The following is an 11,955-nucleotide window of genomic DNA, read 5'->3' on the forward strand; positions in this document are numbered from 1 at the left end:
GTTGGGGGTGGTGGACTTCGAGTGCGCGGGGCTGTTCGGGCCGGGTCATGTGGGCTCCCTCGGGCGCTGTGTGGCGGGCCGCCCCCGTGGGTGTGCGGGGGCGGCCCGTGGGGGGTGTGCGGGTGGTGTGCGAGGGGGTGTGCGGGCCTCTTCACACGACGTGTGACGTGGGGATTCGCGGTGTGCGGGTGTGCGGGGGTGTGCGGGTGTGCGGCCCGGGGGTCAGACCCCGGCGAGGGTGGGGATGAGGCGGTACACGCCGTCCTCCGCCGTGGGGGCCAGACGGCCTTCTTCGGCGAGCCGCTTCATCTGCTTGGAGACCCAGGAGCGGTCGCGGCCGATCTGTTCGAGGTAGGGGTAGAGGTCCCGGACCCCGACGGTGCCGGGGCCGACCCCGGCGAGCATGCGGATCATCTCGTCCAGGAGCTCCCGCGCTTCCTCCGGCGAGGGCTTCGCCTGAGGCAGTGCCACGTCAGGCCCGGCGGCGGGGATCTCGGCGCTCGCGTCGATGCCCGCGNNCGGCGCGGGCGCGGCGGTGGGTGAACAGGTCTCCGGCGGTGCGGGCGGCGGCTGTCTCGGTGACAGGGTCGAGTGCGGCCCGCACGTCGGCGAACTGTTCGACGATCCAGCGGGCGGCTTTCTGGTAGTCGGCCGTGGGGCCGGTCCAGAAGGTGCGGGCCGGGTTGGCGTGCATGTCTTCCTCGATCCCGGCGGAAGCGACGTACACGTAGCCCTTGCGCTTGTTGCCCCACGCGGCGGGGTTGGCGCCCGCGTCCAGGACCTCTTCAGGAAGCGCGAAGGCGGCGTCGTCGCCCCGTACGCCGAAGCACATCGCGGCGGGGAGGGAGGCGCGGGTNNCTGGTAGCCGGAGGCGCGCTGCATCGACACGACCAGCGAGACGCCCGCCGAGCGGGCCTCCTGGGCGATGCCGGTGAACACGTCGTCGCCGAGGTCGCGCAGGAGTTTGGCGGCCTCTTCCATCCAGGCGACCAGGTACGGCATCCCCGCGCAGCCGCACGCGCCGGACGCGGCGCAGGAGTGTGCGGGGTCGTTCTGCCGGTCGGCGGCGGCGGGCTCCCACTGGCGGTAGGAGTGATCCCGCAGCCACGCGGTGCGGGCGGGGATGACCGCCTGCACGGCGGCGACCATCGCGCCGGCCGACGGGGTGTCGAGTGCCGCCCAGTCGATCGCCGGGAGCAGCGGCTGGAAGTCCTGGCCGGCCTTGGCCGCGTCCGACAGCCAGACCACGACGTCCCGGCGGCTCAGCAGTTCCAGCAGCACGTCCAGTGCCCCCTCGGTCTTGCCCGAGCCGGTCATCCCCATGATGAGCAGGTGGATCGCTTCCAGCAGCGGAAGGACCAGGTCCGAGCCGTCGTCGTAGACGCCGATCCGCAGCGGGACCGCGACGGACTGGCCCGGGGCGGACGGCCCCGGCCACATCGTCGGGGTCTTGAGCATGTCTTCGGGCACGATCACGAAGTAGCCCTTGCGGGCGGAGTCGGGGTCGGTCTGGTGGCGGATCGCGGTGGTGGGTACGTCCAGGGCGGACGCGAGACGCGGGATCGCCTTGGACACGTCCTCGTTGGTCAGCTCACCGGCGGGCAGCTCGTAGGGGACGGTGACCCGGTTCGCTTCGACCGTGACGTCCTTGAGCTTGGTGCGGGCCAGCCCGACCTTCGCCAGCAGACCCTTGTCCGAGTCCGCCCCGGGCGCCTCCCCCTCCGGGACGGAGGATCGCATGAGCTGGCGGATGTTCCACGACAGGGCGAGCGATGCCCCGCCCATCAGATACAGGTCCGGCAGGGCGCCGGCGAGCGGCCCGGACAGGGCCGCCCCGGTGAACCACGCCGACCCCGCCGCAACGGTGATCGCCGAGTGCAACCGGCGCTGCTGGCCCGTCGACCTGCCCGCCCACCACGTCGCCGCCGTCAGCCCCACCGACGCGAGCGTGAGGCCCACGGCCGCGCCGGTGGAACCGCCCCACAGCGGGTGCGCGCACGCCCCCGTGACGCCCACTCCGCCGGTCACCAGCCACGGCGGGATGTAGGGCTTGGCCCGGTGGACCAGCCACGCCCCCACCCCCGACCCGGAACCCGAGTTCAGCCGCTCCTCCTGCACCCGGAGCGGGTAGGAACGACCGTCCTGGTCGGTCCAGACTTTGTCTGCCATCGGGAAACCTCCCCTCTTCTTCTCAGAACCGGAACGGGTTGGTCGTGGCCGCGTGCTGCGGGCGCGGGCGCATCAGGTCGGCGTACTCGCGGGTGAACGCCCCGTAGGCGGCGACCATGTTCTTCGCCGACGCGGTCGCGCCGTCCGCCGCCCGCTTGAACTTCCAGCCGACCTTCTTGGCCCGCATCCGGGCCTCGATCACGTTGTCGCCCGGCAGCGCCTGCGCCTGGGCCAGACGCGCTTCCAGGATCTTCCCCGCCATCGCCAGCTCGATGGCGATCTGAATCATCAGCGCGCGGGCGTGGTTGCAGTAGTTCTGCACGTCCGCCGAGCTGTTGAACTGCGGGTCGCCCAGCAGGAAGTGCGATCCGCTACCCCGTCCGCCACTGCCCTGCGTGGTGTTCTTGGTGTTGTTGACGGTGAGGTTGATCGGCGGGACGAACGAGCCGCCCACGGCGCCGATGAACCCGCCCACGGCGGCCCCGGCGTCGGCGAACTTGCTGCTGTTGTTGACGTTCCCGCTGGTCTGCGGCCGGCGGGTCTGCTGTCCCGTGCGGGCGCGCTGGTTGTTGGTCTGGTTCGTTGCCATCTGAGGTGTCCTCCGGATGCGTCAGGTCAGCGGGTACGGCGGACGACGGTCCACACGGTCTGCACGGCGATCAGCAGCAGGAGCCACAGCAGCGGCAGCGGTCCGGCGAGGGGGCCGAAGCCGGCCGCGAGGCACAGCCACACCGCCGTGACCGTGGCGAGCGCGACAAGTCCGGCCCGCCACAGGACGACCGAGCCCTTCGCGGGGCGCCGCCGCCGCATGACCAGCAGCCACACCACCGGGGCGAGCGCGAGCGGGGCCAGCAGGAGCGACGACCACCATGCGAGCAGGTGCAGCACGCCCGACAGCGGCATGGCCAGCAGCGCGAGCGCGGTGGGGGCGAGGGCGCGGCGGGCGCTCCACAGGGCGCGACCGGCCGCGCCGGCGGCGAGGCGGGTGAGGGTGGGGCGTTCGGGGACGACGATGACGACCTGTTCCCCGCGCCGGCCACGCGGGCGGGGGATGTTGACGGTGTGGACGCCCGCGGCTGACTTCACGGCGCGGGCGCGAGTGCGGTTGGACACGCAGAACTCCTGACAGGAGTGGAAGAAGGGGGAGGTCAGGCCGCAGCCTGGTCGTCGGGGAAGGCGCACGGCGCGCACATCCCGAGCGAGGGCGGGATGACGTAGCCGGCGTCCGTGCCGCACTGCGGGCAGATGCGGCGGGCGGTGTTCGCCCTGTCCAGCGCCGCCCACTTCGCCGGCGTCATCGGCCGGACGGGCTTCGCGGCGTCGATGCGGTAGAGGTAGCCGACCAGGGGCGGACGCCGGCGGCGCGGGCGCTCGATCTGCGCGACCACGTCCTGCCCCCCGGGCCGCAGCCCCTGCGCGCGGAGCTGCCGGTAAGTGGCGAGTCCGTCCGGGGCCAGGCGCCAGCGGTAGACCGGGACCGTGGCCATCAGACCACCGTCTCAACCGGATCGCCGGCGGTGTTGCGCTCGCGGGTCTCCTGAATGCGGGCGGACACCCAGCCCACCGACCAGCCGGTGTTCTCAGCGAGCTGACGCACCGACAGAACTCCTACCTGGCCGGCGATGTAGTCGCGCGCCTGCTGTTCGGACATCCTCCCCGTGAACAGGGCGGACAGGGTGTTCACGCCGGTGTTCACGACGTCCCCGGCGGTGTTCACGGGAGCTTCGGGGGTGTTCACGCGCTCGCCCCCGACGGCCCTCGAAGCGGCCTGTACGACGGTGGCGGGGGCGGCCTGTTCACGCCGTGAACGCTCCTGCCGCTCCTGCTGTTCACGCCTCAGGTCGTCAGCGTGGCGTTGTTCCTCGTGGCGGACACGGTCGTCGTGTTCGCGCTGCTCACGCCGCATCTGTGCTTCGTGGTCGAGGCGTTCACGTTCCAGGCGGGCGGTGTGCTCGCGCTCCACGGCACGCTCCGCAGCCTCCCGTTCGGCACGCTCGCGCTCCACGCGTTCGGCGTGTTCACGGGCGGACTGTTCAGCGTGTTCACGCGTCTGCCGCTCGTGTTCACGCTCCTCTCGCTCGCGCTGTTCACGCGCCTGCTGCTCCTGCGCCCGTGAACACTCGATGCGTTCCAGGGAGCGGCTGATCGCCCGGCGGTAGGCGAGGCCCGCCTCCGCCGTCACGATCAGCAGCAGCGGTGCCACCGAGTGGACCGCGACACCGACCAGGTCCCGTTTGAGGGCACTGTCCCCGATGTTCAGGAGCAGTGTCATCAGGCCGGTCATCCACCGCAGCACCGCCGGCCACCGGCCCGCAGCACCTCCGAGCCGGGCGACCACCGCGTCCAGTCGCACGACGATGACGACGGCGGCGTCCACCACCAGCGGCAGGATCGGCGCCGTCCACCCCCACTCGGGCGGGGTGACCCGCTCGACCAGCGGCGTGACGGTGAGCACCGAGAACAGCACCGCGCCGCCCGTGATCGCCCACGTCCCCGCCGACAGCGTCCGCTCCGCCGCCTGGATCTGTGCCGCCGTCAGCGACTGCGTCACCCCGCACCCCCTGCCAGGGGCGCGACCGGCGTGTAGACGGCGTAGACGTGGAACTTCAGGCCGGAGGTGTCCGCGTAGAACTCCAGCGACGGCCGGCCACCGATCCGGTCGGCGACCACCGCCTCCGGGCCCACGCTCAGCGCCTCCCGCCACGCCTCCACGTCACCGGGACTGTCGAGCTGCACGGCCACCTCCCGGGGCAGGTGCTGCCCCACGGGGAGGTAGGCGCCGGGCAGGTCCGGCCGCGTCTCGGCAAGATCGGCCAGGAACCGCAGAGCCGCCGCCTGACAGGCCAGCGTCCCGGCGCTCACGCGCTCACCCCGACGACCGCAACCGCCTGGTTGACCAGGTCCACCCGCGCGGCCAGCGCCCGCCGCCGCGCCCTGCGCAGACGGCGCGCGTCCAGCGGGGTCGGGACGCGGTCGAGCGTGGCGATCTGCGCGTCCAGCAACTCGATGTCGGCCAGGATGACCGGCATCTCGACCTCGATCGCGGACAGCTCCGCGTCGGTCGGCTCCATCCAGTCCTCGAACGCGGTAACGGCGTCCTGAACGGTCACGATGGGACTCATTGGGTTGGTTCCTCTCAGTCAGGAACGGCCCGTCGCGGCTCCCGGGGTGCCTCCCGGGAGCCGCTCGCCGTTGGAACCCTTCGGCTCCCCGCACTCCCTCCCGTACGCCCCGGGCCGAAGCCACGAAGCGGACGGAAGGGAGAGGCAACCGACCGCAGCGCGATGACGCTGCGGGAAGGGTTGGAATGACTCAGAGGGCGTTGCCGTCCATGCCGGTCAGGCACGAGGAAACGGCGCCCTCGGTATGTCGTCGGTGCACGACCGACCCCCTACGCGAATCGCAGGAACACGGCTTCACCAGGTACGCCGTTGCGCGGCGCACCGGCCCCGAGCCGGGAGATTCGGGTGCGTCATCGTCACTGCTCTGACGCCAGCAGGGCAGCGCGTACCAGGTGGCACCCCCACGGTTGACCGCCGGAAACGACGGGATGATCCGCAGGACTGTTCCCCAGAGCCAGCACGCAAGAAGTGGCTGCCGACGGCCTTCACCCAGCCGCCATGGGGACGGGGACTCACACCCCGTCGACTTCAACCCTCTGTTCAGTTCTCAACCAACCAGCGCTTCCTTCGTACCGGCCCCTTGCAGGGCTTTCCTCCGGGCGCCATGCGCACCATGAGCGGGATGCGATCCCGCTTTCTGGTGCGCACCAGAAGATTGGCATCTGGTGCGCACCAGAGTCAAGGTGGTTCGCGGATCTGATCCGCGAACGCCCTTCGTGGCGCACTCTCAGGAGACAGTTCGAGACAGGGGTTTTGGTAGCCAACAGCCCTTAACTTCTGCATTGTTAAGACCTGTTGACCTGCGGTGACGTGAGGCACCATGGGAGGGGAAGCGAACGGAACCAACGCCGGACGGTGGCCTGTGAGTTCAGGACTTCGGGAAGCGCGCGCGGCGCGTGGCTGGTCTCAGGAGCGACTGATCCGTGAGATCGAGCAGTGGGCGCGGCGCCACCTTGCCGACGTCGCGTCGACGGCGAGTCTGCGGGTGTACGTGTCCGAGTGGGAGAACGGCAAGCGCGCGCTCTCCGACCGGTACGCGGAGATCCTGCGGAACACCCTCGGAGCTACCGACGCCGAACTGAGAGGCGTCACGGTGGCCACGGCGATGCCGGCGGCGGACGGGTACGACGACTTGCTCAGCAGGATCGATGCAGCCGGCAGCGTGGGTGACTCCATGGTCGGCGCGTTCGAAGCTCAGACAGAGCTACTGCGCACGATGGATCGCCAGATGGGCGCGGCGGGTCTTGTCGACCAGATGACGGGGCATCTCGCCGCCCTTGAGGACGCGTTGAACTTCGCGGTGCTGCCGAGCGCGCGCCGGCCGGTGGCGCTCGCACTCGCGGGGGCGTCTACCCTCGCCGCGTGGCAGGCGGTCGACTCCGGGGCGGTTGAGCGAGCGTGGCGCCACTACGAACTCGCGAAGCGCGCCGCGCGGGACGCTGAGGCCCCTATGTATCTCGCGCACGCCATGGGGGAGCAAGCATTCGTTCTCTGCGAAGCAGGACGACCGGCCCTCGGAGTCGAATTGGTTCGCGAGGCCCAACGAACTCTGGGTCGGGACGGATCACCCCGACTTTGGGCATGGCTCTATGCCACGGAAGCAGAGTTGTGCGCGCACGCCGAAATGGCCGACGACAGTCGACGCGCACTCGAAGCGGCGGCGAAACGCATTCCCGATGGAGTCGACGCCCGCGACCCGGACATGCTGAGCATCTTCCTAAACGGCTCGCATCTCACTCGGTGGCGCGGAAACATCCTCGCTTTTCTCGGAGACGTCGACGCATTGGCCAGTCTCTACGACGCAGCAAAGGACATGGACCCCACCTTTGTGAGAGCGCGGGCCGGAGTGCACACGGATTTGGCCCAAGCCCATGTGGCGCGTGCCGAGTACGACGACGCGCGGAAACACCTACAGCAAGCCAGGATGCTGGCGAGCCGTACCGGATCGGTACGGCAGCGCCGTCGCGTCGACTTGCTCAGTGAGCGGCTGTAAGGCCCGGCTTGCCGCGACTCGCAAGGAGATGCAGCAGGCCCACAAGGGTTCCCGAACCGAGTAGTTCACCGCGCGCCATGAGTCCCGGAATGTCGGCGAGGGGAACCCACTCGATGTGTCCGGCCTCTTCGAGGTCTGTCGGCGAACCCACCTTCTCGGCGCCATAGGCAACGAAGATCTCATGGAGTGAATCCACCATGCCGACCATGGGCTGATAGACAGCGATGCGCTCAACTGAATTCGGGCGCCAGCCAGTCTCTTCGACGACTTCCCGAAGCGCGGTATCGGCAGCTTCTTCCCCGTCGTCGACGATTCCCCCAGGAAGTTCCCAACCGAATTGCTGCGGGACGAAGCGGTACCGCCAGAGCATGAGTACGCGGTCCTGGTCGTCGACAACCGCCGTAATCGCCACGTGGTTGAGCTTCACCACGTGATGCTCGAACCGCTCCATGCCGGGTGGTTCGACGTCCCAGAGTTGGAGCTTGACCCACTGGTTGTCATAGAGGTTGCGTTCGCCGTGGATGCGCCATGGCTCAAGCCCCTCGGGCGTCGTCACAGTTACCGCACCCGGAACCCGGTACGAGCTACGACCGCGAACCTCCAATGCCCCCTCGGAGACGAGTCGAGCGAGTACCTGCCGAAGCGCCGTCCGGCCGATGCCGAGTTCTTCCGACAGCGTGCGTTCGGACGGGAACTTGTCACCGGCGTCGTACTGGCCCGACGCGAGTCGTTCGCGAAGCGTCTCGTAGACCTTGGTCGTCTTCGGTCCCATGCGCGGAGCACTCCCCGTTCTGCCGTGGTGCGTACCAGCGTAACGGTCGAGACTCACGCTTTCCCACCCTTCTCACCTGCGAGAAAACGCCGCCCTCCGGGCCGGTCCTGGGCCGTCTGTGGGCCGTCCGAGGGTGACCAACGATGACAGTTGTCGACAGATGGTGACGGTTTGACTACGGACGCGGAGGGAGTAAGTGCAGGTCGCAGCGCTTCAGCCTTTACGTTTCCGCCCAGGGATGGACGTACGGCAAGATGGGGTGTATCTGCCCACTGCCAGATCTCAAGTTGCCGGACGGTTTCTCTTGGCTGAGTACATCTACACCATGCGCAAGACGCGCAAGGCGATCGGCGACAAGGTCATCCTTGACGACGTGTCGCTGAACTTCCTCCCCGGCGCGAAGATCGGTGTGGTCGGGCCGAACGGGGCCGGTAAGTCGACGATCCTGAAGATCATGGCGGGTCTCGACCAGCCGTCGAACGGCGACGCGTTCCTGTCGCCGGGGTACACGGTCGGGATCCTGCTCCAGGAGCCGCCGCTGAACGAGGAGAAGACGGTCCTGGAGAACGTCCAGGAAGGCGTCGCCGAGGTCAAGGGCAAGCTCGACCGCTTCAACGAGATCGCCGAACTGATGGCGACCGACTACAGCGACGCGCTGCTCGACGAGATGGGCAAGCTCCAGGAGGAGCTGGACCACGCCAACGCGTGGGACCTCGACGCCCAGCTGGAGCAGGCGATGGACGCGCTGGGCTGCCCGCCCGGCGACTGGCAGGTCACCAACCTGTCCGGCGGCGAGAAGCGCCGCGTCGCGCTGTGCAAGCTCCTCCTCGAAGCCCCCGACCTGCTGCTCCTCGACGAGCCCACCAACCACCTCGACGCCGAGTCGGTGAACTGGCTGGAGCAGCACCTCGCCAAGTACGAGGGCACCATCGTCGCCGTCACCCACGACCGGTACTTCCTCGACAACGTCGCGGGCTGGATCTGCGAGGTCGACCGCGGTCGGCTGCACGGCTACGAGGGCAACTACTCCAAGTACCTGGAGACCAAGGCCACCCGCCTCAAGGTCGAGGGCCAGAAGGACGCCAAGCGCCAGAAGCGGCTCAAGGAAGAGCTGGAGTGGGTGCGGTCCAACGCGAAGGGCCGCCAGGCCAAGTCGAAGGCCCGCCTCGCCCGGTACGAGGAGATGGCCGCCGAGGCCGACAAGATGCGGAAGCTGGACTTCGAGGAGATCCAGATCCCGCCGGGCCCGCGCCTGGGCTCCATCGTCGTCGAGGTCAACAACCTGACCAAGGCGTTCGGCGACAAGGTCCTCATCGACGACCTCAGCTTCACGCTCCCGCGCAACGGCATCGTCGGCGTCATCGGCCCGAACGGCGCCGGCAAGACGACCCTGTTCAAGATGATCCAGGGCTTCGAGACCCCCGACTCCGGCACGATCAAGGTCGGCGAGACCGTCAAGATCTCGTACGTCGACCAGAGCCGCGAGAACATCGACCCCAAGAAGTCGCTGTGGGCCGTCGTCTCCGACGAACTGGACTACATCAACGTCGGCCAGGTCGAGATGCCCTCGCGCGCGTACGTCTCCGCGTTCGGCTTCAAGGGCCCCGACCAGCAGAAGGCCGCCGGCGTCCTGTCCGGCGGTGAGCGCAACCGCCTCAACCTCGCGCTCACCCTCAAGCAGGGCGGCAACCTGCTCCTCCTCGACGAGCCGACCAACGACCTCGACGTCGAGACGCTCTCCTCCCTGGAGAACGCGCTCCTGGAGTTCCCGGGCGCGGCCGTGGTCGTCTCCCACGACCGCTGGTTCCTCGACCGGGTCGCCACGCACATCCTCGCCTACGAGGGCGAGTCCAAGTGGTTCTGGTTCGAGGGCAACTTCGAGTCCTACGAGAAGAACAAGGTCGAGCGGCTCGGTGCGGACGCCGCCCGCCCGCACCGCGCCACCTACAAGAAGCTGACCCGGGGCTGACCTTGCGGCACATCTACCACTGCCCCCTGCGCTGGGCGGACATGGACGCCTACGGCCACGTCAACAACGTGGTCTTCCTCCGCTACCTGGAGGAAGCGCGCATCGACTTCCTGTTCCGTCCGGACAAGGACTTCCAGCAGGGGTCGGTGGTGTCGCGCCACGAGATCGACTACAAACGGCAGTTGGTCCACCGGCACGCGCCGGTCACCATCGAGCTGTGGGTCACGGAGATACGGGCCGCGTCCTTCACCGTCCGGTACGAGGTGAAGGACGACGGCGTCGTGTACGTCCGCGCCGCCACCGTCATCGTCCCGTTCGACTTCCAGGCGGAGCGGCCCCGCCGGCTCACCGCGGAGGAGCGGGAGTTCCTGGAGGAGTACCGCGACGACCCGCAGGGGGCCGTCGCCGCATGACGGTGCTCCATCTCGCCGACGAGGGGGAGGCCGCCGACCTCGCCGCCTTCCTCTCCCGGCTGCTGCACTACGACCGCGGCGCGGCCGTCCGGCTCCAGGCGGCCGGCACCGCGCTCGCCGTCTTCGGGCGGCCCCCGTCCTTCGAGGTCCTCGCGGTGCGGGCCGTACGGCTCGCGAAGCCGTACGAGGACGGGCTCGACGCGAGCCTCGATGTCACCGTCTCCGCGGGGGAGTTGCTGGAGGGCGTCGACGAGAACGGGTCCCTCCTCACCGTGCCGGGCGCGGTGACCGGCCCGCCCTGGGCCGGAGTTCTGCCCCCCAAGGGCGGCTGGCGCGCCGAGGGCGGGCTGCCCGGCGTCGCTGAGCTGCGGGACCTCGTCGCCGGGGTCGTCGGTGAATTCCGGCGCCGCAGCGAGGAGTTGGCGGCCGAGCGGCGTACCCGGGCCGAGCTGGACCGGATCGGGCGGGAGATCTGGTCGCGTACGGTCGGGGCAACTCCCCTTCCCGTACGGGCCGTTCACGCCGCCCAGGCGCTCGGGTTCCTGCGGCCCGCCACCCCGGACGTGAGCCTCTTCTCCTCCGGGGCGTGGCTGCGGCTGCGCACGGAGCACGGCTCGATCGCCGTACGGCGCGCGGGACTTGGTGACTTCGGGCTCAGCGTGCGCTGAACTGCCGTGGCGGGGCAGGGGCGTTGATCAACGACCGTGACTAGTCGGGGGCGTTGACCATCGACGCCGCCGCGTACGTCAGGTACTTCCACAGCGTCGCCTCGTGGTCCTCCGAGAGGTTCAGGGAGTCCACCGCGTCCCTCATGTGCTTCAGCCACGCGTCGTGCGCCGCCCTGTCCACGGTGAACGGCGCGTGGCGCATGCGCAGGCGCGGGTGGCCCCTGTTGTCGCTGTACGTCGTCGGGCCGCCCCAGTACTGCATCAGGAACAGCGCCAGGCGCTCCTCCGCCGGGCCCAGGTCCTCCTCCGGGTACATCGGCTTCAGGATCGGGTCCTGCGCCACGCCCTCGTAGAAACGGCGGACCAGGCGGCGGAAGGTCTCCTCACCGCCGACCTGCTCGTAGAAGGTCTGCTGCTGGAGTGTGCCGCGCCGGATCTCATTCACGCCTCCCATGGTCTCAGATCGGGGGGACCAGGACTTGGGGCCTAGGACCTCCTCTGTTCGCCGGGGGCGCTGTTCCGGGTCACAGTGGAGGGATGGGCGTACGGGAACTGGTACGGGTCATCGAGGAGAGCGGGGTGTTCTCGGGGGAGCCGCTGTGGCGGGACGCGTTTCTCGCCGTGCCCCGGCATCTGTTCGTGCCGTACTTCTACGTCGCTGGCGCGGGCGGGTATCGGCGGGTGTGGAAGGAGGATCCCGATCCGCGGGTGCGGGAGCGGTGGTGGCGGGGGGTCTACGAGGACGTGCCGCTCGCTACGCGGGTGCGGGACGGGGAACTCGTCTCGTCCAGCAGCCAGCCGTCGCTGATGGCCCTGATGCTGGTCGCTCTGGGGGTGCGGGACGGGGAC

At 69.5% G+C, this 11,955-nt stretch carries 12 protein-coding genes and 1 pseudogene; 5 read left to right on the forward strand and 8 right to left on the reverse strand.

Translation table 11 applies throughout. The features are described from left to right. Positions 1-2,191 precede the first annotated feature (2,191 nt). From traA to AOK24_RS00245, 6 genes are read right to left on the reverse strand one after another with little or no spacing between them, the layout of a single operon-like run. Positions 2,192-2,758, reverse strand: coding sequence for a plasmid transfer protein TraA (traA, locus tag AOK24_RS00220; protein ID WP_055717972.1), 567 nt, complete (start codon positions 2,756-2,758; stop codon positions 2,192-2,194). 26 nt (positions 2,759-2,784) lie between these two features. Continuing rightward, entirely contained in the window at positions 2,785-3,282 is a 498-nt protein-coding gene (locus AOK24_RS00225) for a hypothetical protein (protein WP_055717973.1), read from the reverse strand. A gap of 35 nt (positions 3,283-3,317) precedes the next feature. Then, positions 3,318-3,656, reverse strand: coding sequence for an RRQRL motif-containing zinc-binding protein (locus AOK24_RS00230; RefSeq protein ID WP_055717974.1), 339 nt, complete (start codon positions 3,654-3,656; stop codon positions 3,318-3,320). Then, positions 3,656-4,720: a DUF2637 domain-containing protein gene (locus tag AOK24_RS00235; protein WP_079056602.1), complete on the reverse strand. Its 1,065-nt coding sequence runs from the start codon at positions 4,718-4,720 to the stop codon at positions 3,656-3,658. The genes AOK24_RS00230 and AOK24_RS00235 overlap by 1 nt, the downstream gene beginning before the upstream one ends. Then, positions 4,717-5,031, reverse strand: a complete 315-nt coding sequence (locus tag AOK24_RS00240) for a hypothetical protein (RefSeq protein ID WP_055717975.1) — start codon at positions 5,029-5,031, stop codon at positions 4,717-4,719. Before AOK24_RS00240 ends, AOK24_RS00235 begins: the two co-directional genes overlap by 4 nt. Further along, positions 5,028-5,291, reverse strand: a complete 264-nt coding sequence (locus tag AOK24_RS00245) for a DUF6284 family protein (protein ID WP_055717976.1) — start codon at positions 5,289-5,291, stop codon at positions 5,028-5,030. The genes AOK24_RS00240 and AOK24_RS00245 overlap by 4 nt, the downstream gene beginning before the upstream one ends. 862 nt (positions 5,292-6,153) lie before the next feature. Between AOK24_RS00245 and AOK24_RS00250 the strand changes: the two genes are divergently transcribed. Continuing rightward, positions 6,154-7,284 (forward strand): helix-turn-helix domain-containing protein, encoded by a 1,131-nt coding sequence (locus AOK24_RS00250; protein ID WP_240553585.1) that lies wholly within the window; start codon positions 6,154-6,156, stop codon positions 7,282-7,284. On the opposite strand, the gene AOK24_RS00255 is transcribed toward AOK24_RS00250, so the two are convergent. After that, complete coding sequence (locus AOK24_RS00255) at positions 7,268-8,056, reverse strand: NUDIX domain-containing protein (RefSeq protein ID WP_079056603.1); 789 nt, start codon at positions 8,054-8,056, stop codon at positions 7,268-7,270. The genes AOK24_RS00250 and AOK24_RS00255 overlap by 17 nt on opposite strands. A gap of 304 nt (positions 8,057-8,360) precedes the next feature. On the opposite strand from AOK24_RS00255, the gene ettA reads away from it, so the two are divergent. The 3 genes from ettA to AOK24_RS00270 are packed head-to-tail and all read left to right on the forward strand — an operon-like array spanning position 8,361 to position 11,106. Beyond that, positions 8,361-10,025 carry an energy-dependent translational throttle protein EttA gene (ettA, locus tag AOK24_RS00260; RefSeq protein WP_055717977.1) on the forward strand — a complete coding sequence of 555 codons (1,665 nt, stop codon included), beginning with the start codon at positions 8,361-8,363 and terminating at the stop codon, positions 10,023-10,025. A 2-nt stretch (positions 10,026-10,027) separates the two neighbouring features. Continuing rightward, a complete protein-coding gene (locus tag AOK24_RS00265; protein ID WP_055717978.1) occupies positions 10,028-10,438 on the forward strand; it encodes an acyl-CoA thioesterase in 411 nt (136 codons plus the stop codon). Next, on the forward strand, positions 10,435-11,106 hold the full coding sequence (locus AOK24_RS00270) for a DUF8010 domain-containing protein (protein ID WP_055717979.1): 672 nt from the start codon (positions 10,435-10,437) through the stop codon (positions 11,104-11,106). The genes AOK24_RS00265 and AOK24_RS00270 overlap by 4 nt, the downstream gene beginning before the upstream one ends. Positions 11,107-11,146: 40 nt before the next feature. On the opposite strand, the gene AOK24_RS00275 is transcribed toward AOK24_RS00270, so the two are convergent. After that, positions 11,147-11,560 carry a globin gene (locus AOK24_RS00275; protein WP_055717980.1) on the reverse strand — a complete coding sequence of 138 codons (414 nt, stop codon included), beginning with the start codon at positions 11,558-11,560 and terminating at the stop codon, positions 11,147-11,149. Positions 11,561-11,643: 83 nt separating this feature from the next. Between AOK24_RS00275 and AOK24_RS00280 the strand changes: the two are divergent. After that, a pseudogene (locus AOK24_RS00280) lies at positions 11,644-11,955 on the forward strand (methyltransferase domain-containing protein); the annotation flags it as partial.

Origin of the sequence: Streptomyces niveiscabiei (assembly GCF_001419795.1) — a bacterium.
In the GTDB taxonomy this organism is placed as follows: domain Bacteria; phylum Actinomycetota; class Actinomycetes; order Streptomycetales; family Streptomycetaceae; genus Streptomyces; species Streptomyces niveiscabiei.